Annotated in this window: 11 protein-coding genes and 1 tRNA gene; 4 read left to right on the plus strand and 8 right to left on the minus strand. The window is 61.3% G+C overall.

The window, feature by feature from the left end; all coding sequences use genetic code 11:
- Positions 1-83: 83 nt before the first annotated feature.
- From H3U89_RS02810 to H3U89_RS02820, 3 genes are all read right to left on the minus strand, one after another.
- On the minus strand, positions 84-1,829 hold the full coding sequence (locus H3U89_RS02810; protein WP_198178576.1) for an ABC transporter substrate-binding protein: 1,746 nt from the start codon (positions 1,827-1,829) through the stop codon (positions 84-86).
- Positions 1,830-2,190: 361 nt separating this feature from the next.
- Positions 2,191-3,120 (minus strand): carbohydrate ABC transporter permease, encoded by a 930-nt coding sequence (locus tag H3U89_RS02815; RefSeq protein WP_198176963.1) that lies wholly within the window; start codon positions 3,118-3,120, stop codon positions 2,191-2,193.
- 31 nt (positions 3,121-3,151) lie between these two features.
- The gene (locus tag H3U89_RS02820) at positions 3,152-4,123 is read right to left on the minus strand and encodes an ABC transporter permease (protein ID WP_232342615.1); all 972 of its coding nucleotides are present in this window, start codon (positions 4,121-4,123) and stop codon (positions 3,152-3,154) included.
- A 374-nt stretch (positions 4,124-4,497) separates the two neighbouring features.
- Here H3U89_RS02820 and H3U89_RS02825 point away from each other — a divergent pair, with 374 nt between their 5' ends.
- The 4 genes from H3U89_RS02825 to H3U89_RS02840 all read left to right on the plus strand — a co-directional run bounded on the left by H3U89_RS02825 (position 4,498) and on the right by H3U89_RS02840 (position 8,487).
- Complete coding sequence (locus tag H3U89_RS02825; protein WP_198178574.1) at positions 4,498-5,148, plus strand: YesL family protein; 651 nt, start codon at positions 4,498-4,500, stop codon at positions 5,146-5,148.
- Positions 5,149-5,411: 263 nt separating this feature from the next.
- Positions 5,412-6,137: a DedA family protein gene (locus H3U89_RS02830; RefSeq protein WP_198178573.1), complete on the plus strand. Its 726-nt coding sequence runs from the start codon at positions 5,412-5,414 to the stop codon at positions 6,135-6,137.
- A 141-nt stretch (positions 6,138-6,278) separates the two neighbouring features.
- Positions 6,279-6,351: transfer RNA gene (locus H3U89_RS02835), tRNA-Ala, on the plus strand.
- Positions 6,352-6,597: 246 nt separating this feature from the next.
- Positions 6,598-8,487 carry a cellulase family glycosylhydrolase gene (locus H3U89_RS02840; RefSeq protein WP_198178572.1) on the plus strand — a complete coding sequence of 630 codons (1,890 nt, stop codon included), beginning with the start codon at positions 6,598-6,600 and terminating at the stop codon, positions 8,485-8,487.
- An 83-nt stretch (positions 8,488-8,570) separates the two neighbouring features.
- Here H3U89_RS02840 and H3U89_RS02845 read toward each other — a convergent pair whose 3' ends face one another.
- The 5 genes from H3U89_RS02845 to H3U89_RS02865 all read right to left on the minus strand — a co-directional run bounded on the left by H3U89_RS02845 (position 8,571) and on the right by H3U89_RS02865 (position 17,330).
- Complete coding sequence (locus H3U89_RS02845; RefSeq protein ID WP_198178571.1) at positions 8,571-9,758, minus strand: glycoside hydrolase family 1 protein; 1,188 nt, start codon at positions 9,756-9,758, stop codon at positions 8,571-8,573.
- A 257-nt stretch (positions 9,759-10,015) separates the two neighbouring features.
- Positions 10,016-13,732 (minus strand): hypothetical protein, encoded by a 3,717-nt coding sequence (locus tag H3U89_RS02850; RefSeq protein WP_198178570.1) that lies wholly within the window; start codon positions 13,730-13,732, stop codon positions 10,016-10,018.
- Positions 13,733-13,774: 42 nt separating this feature from the next.
- Complete coding sequence (locus H3U89_RS02855; RefSeq protein WP_198178569.1) at positions 13,775-14,668, minus strand: alpha/beta fold hydrolase; 894 nt, start codon at positions 14,666-14,668, stop codon at positions 13,775-13,777.
- Positions 14,669-14,694: 26 nt separating this feature from the next.
- Entirely contained in the window at positions 14,695-16,362 is a 1,668-nt protein-coding gene (locus tag H3U89_RS02860) for an ABC transporter ATP-binding protein (RefSeq protein WP_198178568.1), read from the minus strand.
- Positions 16,362-17,330, minus strand: coding sequence for an ABC transporter permease (locus H3U89_RS02865; protein ID WP_198178567.1), 969 nt, complete (start codon positions 17,328-17,330; stop codon positions 16,362-16,364). The genes H3U89_RS02860 and H3U89_RS02865 overlap by 1 nt, the downstream gene beginning before the upstream one ends.
- Between the last annotated feature and the right edge of the window lie 5 nt (positions 17,331-17,335).

The following is a 17,335-nucleotide window of genomic DNA, read 5'->3' on the forward strand; positions in this document are numbered from 1 at the left end:
CGGGCCGACCGGAGTGTGCAAATCTTCATGTGAGGTCCGGACCCCCGGGGACCCCGACGGGGGCCGGACGCTCATCCTCCGGTTCACTTCCTGTTTTCGAACTGCTTCTTGATGTCCACCCGAGCCGTGTTCTGATCCTTGGCGTCCTTCATGTCCACATCGAGAACCTGCTTGTAGCCCATCCCGTCAACCTTGGAGCGCATCTCATCAAGGAGGGCATTGAACTCGTTGTCGTCCTTGGCGAAGGAGGCCTTCCAGGAGGCGTTGACGATCTCGGTCTTCACCTGGCCGCGGAGGGTCTTTATCTGGGAGGACTCGTCCGGGGTCACGTAGCTGGAACCGGGGGCCACCATGATCTTGTCGTTCTTCTTCAGATATTCCATGGTGGTCTTGGCCCCGCCCATGTGGGCGGACCAATCAGTGCTCAGCGGGTCCGTGTTCTTGGCCAGCTGCGAGGGCCACATGCTGGCGTTGTAGGGGTAGCCCGTGGAGGGATCCTTGTCCTGAACGATCACAGTCGGGTAGTTCAAGGCCGAGACCCCGTCCTTGTATGTGCCGCCGCCCCAATCGGCCGGTACGTTGGCACCGTTGCCGAAGAGGACCTTCTCGCCGAAATCGGTCAGCTCGGGTTTGCCATCCTTGACCGTCCAGTTCAGGTTCTTGGGGCCAGCGGACCCGCCGGTCTGGGCACCGGAGGCGTAGACTCCCTCAGGCGAGTAGAGCCAGTCGATGAAGTTGACCAGGCGTTGCTTGTTCTTGGCCTTGGAACCCAAGGCGATGAAGGTGCTCCCCCCGTCAGGTGTGGCGCCGTAGGAGAAGATCTTCATGTCCTCCAGAGGCGCGATCATGAAGCCTTTGCCCTGGGCCTTGTTGTCCGTGGTGTTGTAGGCTGCCTGCCCCAGCCAGGGCCAGAAGGAAAAGAGAATCTTGCCCTGCTGGTACTTGGCGTACATGGTGTCGTAGTTCTGGGTGGTCGACTCGGGATCGACCAGGCCGGCCTGTGATGCCTTGTTGAAGAACTGGAGGGCCTTCTCGTACATCCCGCCCTTCTGGGTAACCGACTGGTAGTCGGAGCCGTCGGCCTTGGCCAGGACGAAGCCCATCTCATCGTAACCGTAGTAACAGGTGGGCTGTTTGGCGTTGTTCATCATGTTGCCGTCCCAGTCCTTGAAGAGGGACATGGCGTAGATGTTCTTGTCGCCGGTCTCGGCCCGGTCCTTGTCCTGCATCTGCTTGAGGACATTGACCAGGTCATCCATATCGGCGATCCTGGGATAGCCCACCTCCTTGTAGATGTCCCACCGTACGTAGGGGCCGAAGGTGGGCTCCAGCCCCTCGGAGGGCTCCGTGGGCGGCAGGGAAGTGACCGACCCGGGCACTCCCCAGACCCCGCTGGTCTGCCCGGCCACCTTGTTGAAGGCGTCGGTGGCGGACTTGTACTTCTTGATGTTCTTGGCATTCTTCATGTACGGCGTCATGTCGTCAATCAGATGGGCCTTGACCAACTTGGCCGCCTGCCCGGAGCCCGAGCCGGTAATGACGATGTCGCCCAGATTCCCGGCTGCCGAACGGGTATCGAAGAGGGTGTTGCCCCCGCCCGCCACATTGGGGGCCACGATGTTCAACTTAAGGTTGAACTTATCCTTGACCATCTTGGCGAACCAGCCCTTCTGGATGCCTTGGTAGTTGGCCAGGCCATCGAAGACATCCACCTGCATGAGCGACCCGTCGTCCTTCTCGTTGGCGGAGTTGCCGCCGCCACAGCCCGCCAAGGCCATGGACACAGTTATGACAGCGGCAGCCACCGCCGTCAGCTTCTTGGCTTGCATGTTTCCCCTTTCCAGACACCGTCCGGCTCCTGGGCCCGTCCTGTCACCTTCGGCAGGTCGGCGGACCACAGGTCATCGGGAGGGTTCTGACTTCCGCTTACATCCTTGTGGCTCATAAGACTGTCTCAACGGCCTGCGGGGCCTTCCTCGGTCGATACGCCCGGCTTCAGACCCCTGCCAACCGCCGACGACTCCGTGAGCGGTGATGGTCAACCCGGTGGTTGATCTCCTTCGGACCGGCGGGGCCACTGCCGGCCTTGCATCTCTCATCGATTTGTCCTCCTTGATGAATCGACATGGACGCTTCCTGGCCGCCGCGCAGGACAGGCCCACACAGCGGCGAGGTTGCATCTCCTCCCGATCAGCCCTTGACGGCGCCGAGCATCATGCCCTTGACGAAGTAACGCTGGAAGAGCGGGTAGATAAATAGGATGGGCAGGACCACGATGACCGAGACGGTCATCCTGATCGACGACGGGGTCTGCTGGGTGGCCAGGGCCGCCATGTTCAAGGCGCCGCCCGCGCTGGCCTTGACTGCACTGGCCAGGGAGCTTGCCTGGTTGATGTACTGATAGAGCAGGTACTGCAGGGAGTAGAGCTTGGAATCAGTCATGTAGATCAAGGTGTCCTGGAAGGAGTTCCACTGGCCGACGGCCGAGAAGATGGCCACCGTTGCCAGAATCGGTGTGCACATGGGCAGGACGATTTTGAAGAAGACCGTCAGGGTGCCGGCACCGTCCACCTCGGCCGCCTCCTGGAGGGACTTGGGAATGGACTCGATGTAGGTCTTCACCAGGATGATGTTGAAGGGCTGCACGATGGCCGGCAGGATGTACACCCAGAAGTTGTTGGTCAGCCCCAGGTTCTTCATCGTGATGAACATGGGAATCAAGCCAGCATTGAAGTACATGGTCACGATGATGAAGCGGTACCAGAACTTGCGGTGCCACATGCCCTGCTGGGTGAAGAGAAAGCCCAGGAAGGCACTGGCCAGTACGGTCAGAGTCGCGCCGATCACGGTACGTCCCAGGGAGACCATGGCGGCTGTGCCCAGACCTTCCAGCTTGAAGACCTCCACATAGTTGCTCCAGTGGACCCCCTTGGGCAGGACGGTGATCTTGCCGGCGGCACTCAAGGTGTTGTCGGAGATGCTGTTGATGATCAGGTAATAGAACGGGTAGACGCAGATGAAGGCGAAGAGGATGAAGAAGGCGATGTTGAAGACATTGAACACCTTCTCGCCCTTGGTCCGCTGCAGGAGGGGGGAGACACCCTTCGATTCGATTGCCATGCTGTCACTCATGATTGTTTTCCCCTCACGCTCAGATAATTGACTCGCCACGGGTCCGCTTCGAGGCCCAATTGACCAGGAACAGGAGAACCACGCTGACCAAGGATTTCAGCATGGATATGGCCGTTGCCAGAGAGAGGCTGTTCTGACCCATGCCCACGTTGTAGACGTAGAGGTCAAGCACCTGGATGTGCTTGAGATTGAAGGCGTTCTGGAAGACGAAGTACTGATCCATCCCGTTGTTCAGGAAGTTGGAGACGCTCAGCATCAGCATGACCAGGTAGGTGGGCATGAGCTGTGGGACCGTGACATGGATGATCTGCTGGAAGCGGTTTGCCCCATCCACCTGGGCGGCCTCATAGAGTTCGGGGTCGATGCCTGATATGCCGGCCAGATAGAGGATGGACCCCCAGCCCAGACCCTTCCACAGGCTCCACAGGAGCATCTTGAAGTAGGTCCCACTGTCGGAATCCAGGAAGTGGATGGGCTGTGAAATCAGGTGGATGTTCTGTAGGAGCTGGTTGATCATGCCGGTGGAGGAGAACATGGCGAATGCCACGGCGTAGACCAGGACCCAGCTGATGAAGTTGGGCAGGGTGGTCAGTGTCTGGATGACGTTCTTGAAGTGTTTATTGCGAATCTCATTGAGGCCGATGGCGAAGAACAGCGGGAAGAACGAGGTCAGAATACCCAGGCCGCTCATTACGAAGGTGTTAATCAGAACCTGGCCGACCGTGTGTAGCTGGGCCGGATTCTGGACAATCATCTTGAACCACTGGAAGCCAACGAACTGGCTCTCCGACAGGGGAATTGGAGGCTGGTAGTCATAGAAGGCATATACCCAACCGAGCAGGGGATAGTAACTGAAGAGGATGACCAGTATCAGAAAGGGGACGGTCAAAAGGAAGAGGTTGATGCTGTGTTTCTTCCTGCCGCTTATGCCCTCTTGGCGTTTAGCCTTACCCCGCCGGGTGGCCTTCAACGGAATGTCGCCAGTTGACATCCTGCCCTCCTGTCTTTTCCCATAAGCCCGCTCCCTTGCGTTGCCAGCCATGCGCCGTATGTATCCGCTACATCTGGGCGCCGCGTAGATCGTAGTCGGCTTATTTATATGTTTGTAAATAGATTAGTACACCGATTTTACTAAGCTGTCAAGCCGCGGTACTCTACAAGGCATGTCACCACATGAGGCAGGGCCACTTCCGCTCATGAATCTTGTCAGGAGGATCGGACACCCTCTTGACCGGTCCGTCCGGCAGATGGTTCTGTAGCCGACAGAGCGGGAGACAGAACAAACGGGATGGCCGCGTTCACTCTCCTGCCCGCGTGCCGCCGCCAGACGAGCTGACAGGTAGAGTCGAATAGGAAAGGCGGATCATGCACTTCAACCTCGAAAGCCCCTTCTGGCAGTTCGTGAACACCCTGCTCAGATTCACAGCCCTGAACCTGCTCTTTGTCGTCACCTGCATACCCCTGGTCACGATAGGACCCGCCCGCAGCGCCCTGTATGGAACGGTCTTCGCCTATGACGACCACGAGGACATACCCCTCTGCCGACAGTACCTGCAACGCTTCATCCGGGAGTTCAAGCAGTCCATCATCGCCTTCATCATCCACCTGGCGCTGGGTGCCATCGTCATTTACTCACTGGCCTTCTGGCTGAATATGAAGGGGGCGATGACCTATCTCGCCCTCATTATCCTTATCATCGGAACCGTCCTGCTGGTCCTCTCATATGAGTTCTTCTACCCCCTGCAATCCCGCTACACCAATACAGTCTGGGGTTTCTTCAAACTCTCCGTCGGTGTTCCCATGGGGATCCCCCTCTACGCCGTCTGCCTCCTGGCCATCGACGTGGCCTTCGCCTTCCTCATCTACTCTGTGCCCTTCCTGCGGGTCCTGGTCATCATCTTCGGCTTCTCCTGGCTGGCATACGCCAAGTCACTGATCTATCTGCGGGCCTTCGATCGTTTCGAACGCGGAACCAAGGGAGACACCAAGACTACCTACAAGAACGGTTCCCTGTGAGGTCGTATGGAAGTAGGCGTATGGCTGGTACCCCCTTTCACGCGAAATAGGCGCAGGGCAAGACCGGGACGACCCCATCACCCTGCTACCTGACCCTCCGAATGGCAGGGCACACTTCATACGGATTGTCCCGCGCACAGCCCGAGATGCGCAACGGTTGTGTCTTCCTCGCAAGGGTCTGGCGAAGACCAACCTGCTGTGGTCCAGGCTTGCTACAGTTTGGAACGGTTCGTGCTCCAACATAACAGGACGGTCTTTGGCAAATGGGATTCATACACTGGCTCATCAACCTACTCAAGGATCCGCGCAGCGCCATCGCAGGGTGGATTGCCATGGGACTGGTGCCTACATATGCATTCATCTTCCTGATCATCTTCATCGAGACGGGCGTGGTCTTCATGCCCTTTCTGCCCGGCGACTCCCTCCTGTTCGCAGCCGGCGTCTTCGCACACGACCCCACCAGCGGGATGGCATTGGACATCCTCCTGCCGGTCGTCTGCCTGGCTCCGATCCTTGGCGACCAGAGCAACTACTTCATAGGGCACTTTTTCGGACGGGCCATCATCAGGTCAGGCAGGGTGAAGGCCTTGACCCCGGAGCGGCTGGCCAAAACCGAGGGAATGATAGACAAGTGGGGGCCCTTGGCGGTATTCCTGGGCCGTTTCTTCCCCTTCATCAGGACCTTCATGCCCTTCATCTCGGGAATCTCGGGAATGAAGTGGAGCCGGTTCACCCCCTTCAGCGTTCTGGGGGGCCTGGTCTGGTCCACCCTCTTCACCCTCCTGGGTTACTTCTTCGGCGGCATTCCGGCCGTCCAGGAGCATTTCGAGCTGGTCATCATCCTTATTCTGCTCATATCCGTCATGCCGACCGTCATCGGACTGATCAAGGCCAGGGCAGGCAAGGGCAAAAGGGCCGAATCCGCGCAGACTGCCGCTGACCGGGACGATCTCGGGGAAAGCAAGCAGGACGGGAACCCCAGCGACTGAATACGACAACCCATCCGGCAGCCGCGGAAACCGAGCCATGGGTTTGTAACACGGAGCCATGGCACAGACCGTCCAGATTGCGTTTGTGCCCACCGTGCGATACAGTACAGTCTGTTGTTCGGCTACGGTCGGGCAACGAATGGGGCTGTAGCTCAGTTGGTAGAGCGCTTCGTTCGCATCGAAGAGGTCGGGGTTTCGACTACCCTCAGCTCCACTTTTCACCAGTAATTCCGGGCATGCATGCCTGGCCCGTCAGTCGGCTCGGCCTCCGCTATTTATTCTAATGATTGAACTATAATATCTGTATGAGATTCTGCCACAGTTGGCGGGCTCACTAAGGCGACATAATACGGATTGTGCCGCGCAGCTGCATGCTCAGAGCAGCACACAGGAAACATCCGGCAGGTCCTGTCCTGCAGGCAGAGCCTGCCCAGTCATGGAACAGGGGATTGAATTGACGATGAAGCGATTCAGATCATTTATCACGAAGACATGCAAGACGGGAACGACAGGGTGGGGTCCGGCCCTGACCGCGGCCACAACGGCCCTGACCGCCATGGGGCTGGTCCTGGCACCTGCGGCGAGCGCGGACACACAAACCCGCACCGAATCAGACCCAGAGAACATCACGGCCTCGACTACCATCCTGCCGAAGACCGGGCTGACGCCTTCTCTCCGGTTCGCCAGGGAGATGGGCAGGGGGTGGAACCTAGGCAATTCCTTCGACGCGGTGGACACCAACTGGTCCTCCCCCGATCAGGGCGAACAGGCCTGGGGGAATCCCAAGGTGACTCCCGACCTGCTCAAGGCAGTCAAGGACAAGGGCTACACCAGCATCCGGATTCCCATGACCGTCTACCGGCGATACCAGGACCTGGGCTCGGCCAACAAGGACGGCTACCGTTACCTGATCAATCGGGATTGGCTCAACCGGTATCGCCAGGTGGTCGACCAGGCGACCGGACTGGGAATGCACGTCCTGGTCAACATCCACCATGACTCCTGGATCTGGCTGAAGCAGTGGAATGGGCAGGTCGGGGCCAAGGAGGAGGTCATGTTCTCGGATTTCTGGAAACAGCTGGCCAGAACCTTCGCCGACGAGTCGGACAAGGTGGCCTTCGAGACCATCAACGAACCCCAGTTCAACACCTGGGACTACCCGTCCGCCCAGGAGAAGTTGGACAGATTGAACACGGAGGCGCGCTCCGTCATCCGCTCCGTGCCCGGCAACGAGCACCGCATGATCGTCATGCCCACCCCTTCCACCACCCCTTCCGACGAGTACACCAGGCATCTGGCCTCCCTGATCAAGAGCTTCAACGATCCATACCTCGCGGCCACGGTCCACTACTACAGTGAGTGGCTCTACAGCGCCAACCTGGGGATCACCGGCTTCGACGAGAGAATCGGCACCGACAACCAAGGCCGCCCTACCACGGCCAGAACCTCGGCCGCCGCCACCTTCAAGACCATCCAGGACAACCTGACCAGTCAGGGCATCGGCACGGTGATTGGCGAGTACGGCCTCCTGGGGTATGACACGGGCAGCGACGTGCTCCAGGAGGGAGAAGAACTCAAGTACTACGACTACATGAACCAGATGGCCCGCCAGGGCGGAATTGGGCTCATGCTCTGGGACAACGGCTCCATGATTTCACGTCAGGCCCCGTATGGGTGGAAGAGCGCCCGGATCGGCTCCGAACTCCAGGCGGCCATGGGCGCCGTCTCTTCCTATGCCACGGGTCCCGACACTGTTTATCTTGCCTCCAAGGCTCAATCGGGACTGACCATTCCCCTGACCCTGAACGGGAACTCCTTCAACTCGATCAAGGGCCTCAAGGCCGGTTCCGACTACACCTACGACGCTTCCTCCCAGACGGTGACCCTGACCGCCTCCTACCTGAACCGGATCCTGTCTGCCCCTAAGGCACCGGCCTACGGTCAGCTGGCCGATCTGACCCTCACGTTCACCGCCGGCGCCGACTGGCATGAGTATCTGGTTCGAGCAGGGCAGGCCACCTCCTCGCCCGCCGTTGGTCAGCGCAGCGGAATCACAATCCCCATGAACTATGAGGGAAACGCCGTCCGCAGGGTCTCCGCCAAGGAATACGGGCGGGCCGTCGGCCCCAACTCCTCCTGGTGGTCCTATCTGCAGGCCGGTTCCGCCTTCTCCAGTGACAGAAGGGCCGGCACCTTCACCCTGAATGGGAACTTCTTCTCCGACCCCAGCGTGACTGATGGAACCGTAGAAGTGACCATCGAGTTCTTCAACGGCTCCTCGATCGTGGTCCCAATGACCATTTCATCCGGCTCCGTACAGGCAGGGGCATCGCGCCCGGCAGACCAGTAAGCGCAAGAGCGGTATGCGGTAGCGTTCGGCCCCGGACCGATACGAAGACGGTTCGGGGCCGAACGTTGGTGCTCATGCCTGTATTAGCCTCGGGGATGGGCGAGGATGCCGGAACGGGCCACCTGGCCCAGCCAGGCCAGGGAGGGCTTGGGATGACGCTCGAAGGTCTCGTGGTCCACGGATACCAGGCCGAAGGTGGGTTTGTAGGACCCCCACTCGTAGTTGTCCAGGAGCGACCAGTGTAGGTAACCCTCCACGCGCACACCCTCATCCATGACCTGATGAAGGCCGGCCAGGGCGTCAAAGGTATAGTCGATCCTCCGACTGTCATCGGCTGTGGCGATCCCATTCTCGGTGACCACGATGGGGATGTGCCCGGCGGTCCGCCAAGTGTGGCGCACGGCCTCCCCCAGGGCGGCAGGGTAATACTCCCAGCCGGTCAGGGTCTTCTCCGCATCCTCCGGGACCCGTCGGGGGCCGTCGTGGCCGATGAAAGTACGCAGGTAGGCCTGCACCCCTATGAAGTCGTCGCCTCGTGCGGCCTGGGTGAAAAAGTCCTCACGAGGATAGCGGTACTCCTCCATGTCCTGCTCACAGCCCGGCAGGGCCTGGAAATCCTGACAAGCAATGGTCCAACCGGACTTGATTCCCGGTCGGCGGGAAAGGACTGCCCGAGCCCTCCTGTGGGCCTTGACCAGGGATTCGGAGATGCCCGGATCGGGGGTGGGTAGGGAGGCGGCAGCCATGTCGCTGCCCTCCTGCCCCCCTTGGGTCAGAGCCACCATATTGGGCTCGTTGATCGTGCAGACCCAGGTGACACCTTCCAGAATAGGAATGAGGTGCTCCACGTACCGGCCGAAGAGGTCTGCGGAGGCAGGATTACGCCAGCCCCCCCGCCTGGCCAGCCAGCGGGGCAGGGTCATGTGGTTCAGGGTGACCATGGGGGTCACCCCGGCCTGGAGGCAGGCTTCGATCATGGCCCGGTAGTGTAGGAGCTGGGCCTGGGAGAAGAACCCCTCCTCAGGCTCCACCCTGGCCCACTCCACTGAGAAGCGGTAGGTGTTCAATCCGCTGTCGGCCAGGAGGGATATGTCTTCCGCGTAACGGTTGTAGCTGTCGTCAGCATCCCCCGAAGGCTCGCTGAGGTCGCTGTCCGGCCGGTGCTCACGCTCCCACCAGTCGGCATTGATATTGTTGCCCTCTATCTGGTGGGCAGCCGTGGCCGCCCCCCAGAGGAAGTCCTGTGGAAACGTGTATGTAGGCCTTGGCATGTTATGTACCTTCCTTGTTGGATTTGGTGGGCTGACCCTGCCTGCACCTTCCAGACAGCTGGATTCCCTTACGCGATTCGATTGCCGGTAGGTGCACGACACCGCGAAGATAGCGACACCGACTTCCCCGCAAATCGCAGACTGTCGCTCTGCGTGTACAGACACCCTGCCCACTTGGCCGAGAAAGGCAGGCGGACGACCTGCTGCCGAACAGCTGACCGCCCAGCCACCTCCCTTGCAGGCATGGGTGTCGGCACTTACTTTACGGTCTGTCCGTCGACTGTGAGGAAGATGTCGATATGGTCAGCTCCGGCCAACTGGCCCTGCGTCACAACCAATCCGCCCCTGCGGTAAGGCAGATCCAGGATCCGGCCCTCAAGCCTGTGTCCATCGGCCTCAACCCTCAAGCGGTCCCAACCTGTACCCTCTGAGCCGGTGTCTCCTGGTCCAGCGACCGGCCCACCAGCCACATGGTAGCGGATGGTACGCGGCTGGCCGAACAGGGTCATGGTCACCTCCAGTCCGTCATCTTCCTGGGACAGGACCGGGTCGAAGACAACCAGCCCATCGTGCAACTGGAGGCCGAAGAGGTGCTGGACCACTTGTCGGCAGTAGATGCCGGGGCCGGAGGAATAAATCCTCCATCCTCCCCTCACACCTACGGGGTCCTTGGCCCCCTCCTTGAGCCTCGACCATTGGGAGGCGGCCGTGTATCGGTCGGGGAAGTCGGCATCCGACGAAGCGAAATAGCAGTTGCGTTGCCTGGGCTCGCTTGTAGGCAGGCGGCGGAATTGGCCCACCGGGCTGATTCTTAGGAGTTCCCGACCCAGGCGTGTCCTGCCCAGTAGGCCCAGGGCCTCCGTGTAACGCACATGGGCGTGCGTATACATCAGGCCAATCTCCCGGCCCACGTTGGCGGCCTGTTCGGCCCTCTTGAAAACCCTGGTCACTCCATCATGGAAGGCGGCCGGGCAATCCATGAGCCTGACTCCGTCCGGATAATGAAGATTGCCTTCGATGATTCTCTCATGGTCCGCCTCCTGGTCAGGTGTGAGCAGGCCAGCGATGATGGAGCGAGTCATAGGAATCAACCTGTACCGTATCTTGGTCCTGGTATCCGAGGGGTGTATGACCGGGCGGGGTTGCCCATCGACGAAATTGACGTATCCGGCCAGGACCCCTTGGAATATAAAGTTATCGGCGAAGTCGTCCTTGATTCTGCCGGCCTCCCCGGCAAAGCGGGAGGCCAGGTCGGTCCGGCCGGCGGCCTCCAGGAGCGGTTGCAGTCCGCAGCAGGCCTGGTAGAGGAGGGCGATGGTCCATGTGGAGGCCATCTGTCTTTTCATGGACTCCTGGGCCGGTTGAAGGGTGTCGTCCCAGTCCCCCTCGCCATAGCAGAAGAGGTCGGTGTCCGGGACCCTATGCGACTGGATATAGTCCAGCGTCCGGGCAAGATGGTCGGCCACCGTGGGCAGGCCGGAAGAGGGGCTACCTGGATTGACCGGGCTTGCATCTCCAACTGGTCCCACTGATGCGCAGGGGTGGGTGGCATCATCCTGCCAGAAAGCCACGGGCTCATCCAGGATGTCCAACCTACCGCCTGCTTCGACGTACTCAGCCAGCGCCAGCAGGGGCCAGACGGGGATGTCCCCGTGGGAATCGTGCTGGTAGAAGTCCGCATACTGGTCGAACATGAACCACTGCGGCAGGGAGCCGTCGGGGTTCTGGTGGGCGAAGACCTTGAGGAGGATGGTCCGGGCCAGGTCGGTATGACCGAAGGTCAGGGCCAGTTCAAGAGGGCCCTGGCAGACATCCCGTGTACCCCAGGCGGCGCCCCCATACTGTTCCAGCCCGTGGGGTGACAGAAAATGAACCAGGGCGTTCTGCACCAGCCAGGGCAGGAGGTCGTTGAATTCGGCGAATCTTCCCTCCCCTGCCACATGCAGTCCCTGCATGAAAGAGGTCATGGCCAGGTAATGGGCATGGAGGAGCTCCCGTTCGGAGGGGGCGGGGGCCGTATCGGGTGTGCTCTCCTCGCTTGCGCCACCATTCATGGATCCGGCGATGGTGACGGACAGGGCCCGGCCCCCGTCCGACAGGAAGGTGACCATGGCCGGATCGGTGGTGTGGACCCCTGCGCCCGGCTCGAAGAGGGGACCGTCATCCCCGGCCCTTGCATCGGGCGATGAGATGACATAGCTCAGTCCCGGACAACGTTCAGCCGTCAGGCTGCCCGGTGCAGGGGTAAGGGAAATGGCCCCCACCATCCCCCGGGCGACATCGGCAGGAGCGAACCTCCGGATCCAGGTGGATGGATCGTCCAGGCTGACGGTCAACAGAGCCCGGATCGGACCGTCGGCCTCCAAATGGATGTCGATGGCGGCCCTGTCCAGGTGGGCGATGGTGGACACCGTCAGGGTCCTGCCTTCCAGGCGGTAGACCCAGCGGGATCCGCCCAAATCCATGATGTAGGCCGAAGGAACACCCAAGAGGCGCCAGGTTCCATCCACCTGGACCAGGATGCGGACCCCCCGGGAGCGCAGGAGGCCCAGACCGGTCTTCTGGACGGAAACCAGCAGGTTCATGTTGGTGTTGCCCAGGACCACCTGGGAAGCGAAGACACCCCCGGCGTAGGTGGTGGCGGCCATGGTGGGCCGTGACGGGTCGGTATCCGGGTTGCCGGACAGGAGAATCTGCCCGTGGGAGCGGTCCACCTCCAGTTCCTTGCGTGCGCTTACCACATGGCAGACATCATCTCCGAAGTAAGAGAGCAGATGACCTGTCTGGTCCGCCTCCGGCTGGCGGACGGGCCCTCCGCCCAGTTGGCTGAACTCATCCTCAGGCAGGGGGTCGCCATTCAGCAGTGCGGAAGAGACCAGGAATGAGGTTGCCGACTCAGCCTGCGGGGCAACGGGAGAGGCAGGTAAGGTGTCGTGGGAGCCGGTGGACGGACCGTCATCGGCCTCGGTCTTGTCTGCACGACTCCGACTTTGCTCAAAGGCCTCTGCACAGGCGGCGCAGGCCTTGCCCAGGTCACCCCTGTAATCGGACAGTGCCGTGTTCCACACCTGCCAGGTGAGGCCTCCCTGGGTCAACGGCGCCCTGGGAGAGAGGAGGCAGGCCATGGCGAACTCATACTGGTCTACGCCCCCCCGGTCCCAGTCGGCATCGCCGAGGGCCGCGGGCTGACCGTCCAGACGCGCACCAAGCCCGTAGAAGTCGTAACCGTCAGTCATGAATGCCCTGCACCCCTGTGAGATTCCCGTGACGTACAGGGGGAGCCGAGGGGCGCAACCCATCGTCTGCCGGGCTGACAGGACGTTGCCAGAATCGGGGACGTCCTGCACATGGTAGGCGATGTACTGGGAGATGTAGGACTCGGCGCCGGCAGCCATGGACGGCTCCACCAAGGCCAGGTCCTGGGCGGAAACCAGGTCCCACAGATCGTCAGGCAAGACGGCGTCATCACATTCCTGCCTCTCAATACCGGAAGTCGAGCCACCCTGGTCGATCGTGACCGACACCTCCCAGGTCCAGGACGCCCCCCTGCCAGTCCCGCCGCCTTCGCCACCTGATGGAAGAGCCAGGGAAAGCGCAGGAGATATGGCGCTTGGAACAAGTCGAACCCACCAACGGACGCCCATGTCCCTCCCCTCCCAGACTGGGCTGCCGGCTGCTGGATCGAAGGAGGCCCGGGAACTTGATCCGGTCAGTTGGATGGAATCGATCCGCCCCTCCCGATGGCGGCGGAGCCAGAGACCGGCAAGGGGACGGTCATGGATGCCTGGCCTGAACTGGGTGACCTGGATGCCCCCCGCATTGATCAGTGTCAGGTCCCCGTTGAAGTTGAACGAAGCCGAGAAGTCCCCTCTCTCGACGGTCATGCCTTGGGGCCGCCGCATCCGGTCCCCGCCTCCCTCGCCGTCACCTGCGCCCCGATCGGGAGACTTGCCGCGTGGAGTCTCTGTGTTCATCTTCCCCGCTTTCATTGCTGATGGGCTTGTTCCTGCTGAAATTCACCGTTCGTTCTGTGCAGAAGTCCAGAAGTCGTCCAGGAGGACCGCCGTCTCCTCAGGCCTGTCGATGTTGGGACAGTGGCCGGCACCCGCAATCACCTCGTAGCGTGCGCCCAGCAGGCGGGCCATCCTGGCCTGCCAGTCCTGGGGCCAGGAGAAGTCGTCGTGCTCGCCATGGAAAACCATCATGGGCAGGCCGGTGGCAGCCAGCTGTTCGGTTCTGTCATGCAGGTCGGCCAGCTGGTCTATGGTCCCGATGAGCTGGTCCCGGCTGGTCCGCTCTGCCCGAAGACGCTGGAATCTGTCTTGTGGATTCAGCTCCTCGTCCGGCAGGCTGGCCCTGTCCGGGTTATCCAGCCTCCACAGATCCCCACCAGGGTGGTCCAGGAGTCGCTGACGCAGGTCCGCCTTCCGGCCCGGCCAACCGTGGGGGCCGGACGACATGAGAGTAAGGCTGGCAAAGAGGTCAGGGTCGGCCAGGAGGGCCGCCTGGGCCACCACCCCGCCGAAGCTGTGTCCCAGGAGGTGGACCCGTTTGGCCCCGGTGTGCTCGATCAGGACACGGGCTACATCCAAGGCATCACCGGCCGTGGCCCCCCTGTCATAGGCCTTCCTCCCTTCAGGGGCCACCGAGTCTGCCTGCCCCCTCTGCGAGTAGGACCAGACATCCCAACCATCCTCTCCCAGGATGGAACTGATCTGGTAGAAGTCCTCCTTGGAACCTGTGAAGCCAGGAATCATCATGGCCACTCCCCGCACCCCCCTTACCCCCTTGGGGGCATGGAGGGCAGTCAGGTCGCCCACGGGGGCATGTATGACCATGGGCTCGATGTTCTCCGGCAGGGGTAGGTCCCCAAAGGGCACACCCCTGTCCACGACATGGTGGGATATCATTGTTTCTCTCCTGTGGCTTTCTGCCCTCAGGCCTGCGTGCGCAGGCTGGGGATGGCGTCGAGCAGCTTGATCGTGTAGTCGTTTTCAGGGTGCTGAAGAACCTGGGCCGTCCGTCCCCGCTCCACCACCGTGCCCTTGTTGAGGACCATGATCGAATCGGTGATCAGTCGGGCCGACAGGAGGTCGTGGGTGATGTAGAGCATGCTCACGTTCAACCGGACCCTCAGGTCGTCAAGGAGGGCCAGGATTCCGGCCCTCAGGGTCATGTCCAGCATGGAGACCGGTTCATCGGCCACCAGGACGTGGGGGTTGCTGGCCAGCGCCCGGGCTATGACCACCCTTTGGCGTTGCCCTCCCGACAGCTGGTGGGGGAGTTTGGCGGCATACTGTTCCACAGGGGTCAAGCCCACCGTGTCCAGCAGTTCCAACATCCGCCTACGCGCATCGTCCCCCCTCAGGTCCGTGTAATTGAGGATGGGCCTGGTCAGCGTGTACTCCACCGTGTGGAGGGGGTTGAGGGCCGAATAGGGGTCCTGGAAGATCATCTGGATGTCGGAACGCAGGGACCTCAGATCCTTGCGCCGCTTCATCTGATCAACCCGCCTGCCGCCCAGGGTGATGTTGCCTGATGTCGGCCTTTCCACCCCGGTGAGCATTTTGGCTATGGTGGACTTGCCGGATCCGGATGCCCCGACCAGGGCCAAGGACTGACCCGGGGAGAGGGTGAAGGAGACATTGTCGACGGCGGTCACCGAATCCTCACCCCGCTTGCGGGAGGGGTAGATTTTGGAGACGCCGGTCACCGTGACCGTCATGTCTTCCTCATCGTCGGCCTGCGAAGTGGTTCCACCAACCGAGCCGGAGGCCTCGGCCTCATCACGAGGTTTCAAGCCGGGCACTGAAACGTGTTCGGCTCTGGGATCACCATAATGGCTGAGGAGCATCTTGGTGTAGTCGTCCTGGGGATCGGTCAGGATCCGCTCGCTGGGGGCATCCTCCACGATCCGTCCGTTGTGCATGACCAGGACCCTTTGGGTGGACTCAAGGACCACACCGAGGTCGTGGCTGATCAGGATGGCGGTGAAGCCCTCCTGTTTCTGCAGCTCCCGGATGGTCCCCATCACCTCGTGCTGGACCAGGACATCCAGTGCGGTGGTCGGCTCGTCGAAGACCATGAGCTTGGGCTCCAAGGCCAGGGCCAGGGATATGGAGACCCTCTGCCTCATGCCGCCCGACAGTTCACCCGGGTAGGCGTTAAGCACGGAGTCCTGCAGACCTACCTTCTCTACGAGCTGCCTGGAATGCGCCTCGTAATCCTTCTTCTCCACGTTCCCGTGGGCCTTGTAGATGTCCACGAAGTGCTTGCGTACGGTCCGCACCGGGTTCAAGGCGTTCATGCCCGACTGGAGGACCATGGCGAATCCGCCGCACCGCTGTCTGCGGAGCTCCTCCTGGCTGAGAGTGGTGATGTCCTTGCCCCCGAAGAGCACACGCCCCTTGCTGATCCGGGCCGGCGGCTTTGAGAGTCGTGTGACGGCGAAGCCCAGGGTGGACTTGCCCGACCCCGACTCACCGACCAGGCCCACGAATTCACCCTGGTCCAGCGAAAAACTCACGTCCTCGACCGCCTTGACCGGTTCCTGGTCGGGGCTGTCATATTCGACGGACAGATTCTCGACACGTAGCAGTTCCATCATGCCTTCCCTTCACGCAGACGGGGGTTGCTCAGGCGGTCCACACCGAAGTTGATGAAGGTCATGGAGACCGCCAGGAGGGCGACCATGAGACCTGGCGCCAGCAGGAGTGCCCACTGGCCGGTCAAGATCACATTGTTGTTCTGGGCCCAGTAGAGCATGGTGCCCCAGCTGACCGTGGTCGAGTCACCCAGGCCCAGGAATTCCAGGCCTGCTTCCGACAGGGCGCCGGAGGTGGCCGCACCGAAGAAGTTGTTGATGATCAGGGAGAGCATGTTGGGGAAGATCTCATGGAAGATGATCCGCCAAGAGCTGTCCCCGCTGAAGGCCGCTGCGGTGACGAAGTCCCTGGAACGCAGGGACTGGGTCTGCGAGCGCAGGACCCGGGACCCCCAGGCCCAACCGGTCAGGACGATGACCAGTATGATCACGCTCATGCCTCCGTTCTGGAGGTAGGCGGCGATGATGATCATCAGTGGGAGGGAGGGGATGACCAGGAATAGGTTGACGATGAAACCGACGAACTCCCCGGCGAAGGAGCGGATGTAGCCCCAGCTCAGGCCCACCAACACGGCGATGCAGGTGGATAGGAGACCGGAGACCATGGCCACCATGACAGAGACCCTCCCGCCCCACAGGAGCTGGGAGAGGACGTCCTGCCCGTTGCTGGTGGTACCCAGCCAGTGCTGGGCGCTGGGTCCGATGCTGGCCTCGAAATCGCCGGCCTTTGGGTCATAGGGGCTGAGCCAAGGGGCGAACAGAGCCGAAAGGACGATCAGGGCCAACAGGACCAGGCCGAACCTGGCCTTGGGCACCTCCCAGACCGTCCTGAACCCCTTGCCTATCACCTCCAGGGCCCGGAGGACGGGATTCCGGTCCCTGGCGGTACGGGCCTGCGGCCCTTGGGGGTCATTCCCATCCCCTTGTGCGGAAGTCTGCATCCCTGTGCTGACGATGCTGTTCGTCATCGCCC

Origin of the sequence: Bifidobacterium sp. W8104 (assembly GCF_016100735.1) — a bacterium.
Classification (GTDB): domain Bacteria; phylum Actinomycetota; class Actinomycetes; order Actinomycetales; family Bifidobacteriaceae; genus Bombiscardovia; species Bombiscardovia choladohabitans.

Bases quoted from the DNA above. Each gene is read 5' to 3' on its own strand.
- H3U89_RS02810 (WP_198178576.1), bottom strand. From the start codon at position 1,829: ATGCAAGCCAAGAAGCTGACGGCGGTGGCTGCCGCTGTCATAACTGTG.
- H3U89_RS02815 (WP_198176963.1), bottom strand. From the start codon at position 3,120: ATGGCAATCGAATCGAAGGGTGTCTCCCCCCTCCTGCAGCGGACCAAG.
- H3U89_RS02820 (WP_232342615.1), bottom strand. From the start codon at position 4,123: ATGTCAACTGGCGACATTCCGTTGAAGGCCACCCGGCGGGGTAAGGCT.
- H3U89_RS02825 (WP_198178574.1), top strand. From the start codon at position 4,498: ATGCACTTCAACCTCGAAAGCCCCTTCTGGCAGTTCGTGAACACCCTG.
- H3U89_RS02830 (WP_198178573.1), top strand. From the start codon at position 5,412: ATGGGATTCATACACTGGCTCATCAACCTACTCAAGGATCCGCGCAGC.
- H3U89_RS02840 (WP_198178572.1), top strand. From the start codon at position 6,598: ATGAAGCGATTCAGATCATTTATCACGAAGACATGCAAGACGGGAACG.
- H3U89_RS02845 (WP_198178571.1), bottom strand. From the start codon at position 9,758: ATGCCAAGGCCTACATACACGTTTCCACAGGACTTCCTCTGGGGGGCG.
- H3U89_RS02850 (WP_198178570.1), bottom strand. From the start codon at position 13,732: ATGAACACAGAGACTCCACGCGGCAAGTCTCCCGATCGGGGCGCAGGT.
- H3U89_RS02855 (WP_198178569.1), bottom strand. From the start codon at position 14,668: ATGATATCCCACCATGTCGTGGACAGGGGTGTGCCCTTTGGGGACCTA.
- H3U89_RS02860 (WP_198178568.1), bottom strand. From the start codon at position 16,362: ATGGAACTGCTACGTGTCGAGAATCTGTCCGTCGAATATGACAGCCCC.
- H3U89_RS02865 (WP_198178567.1), bottom strand. From the start codon at position 17,330: ATGACGAACAGCATCGTCAGCACAGGGATGCAGACTTCCGCACAAGGG.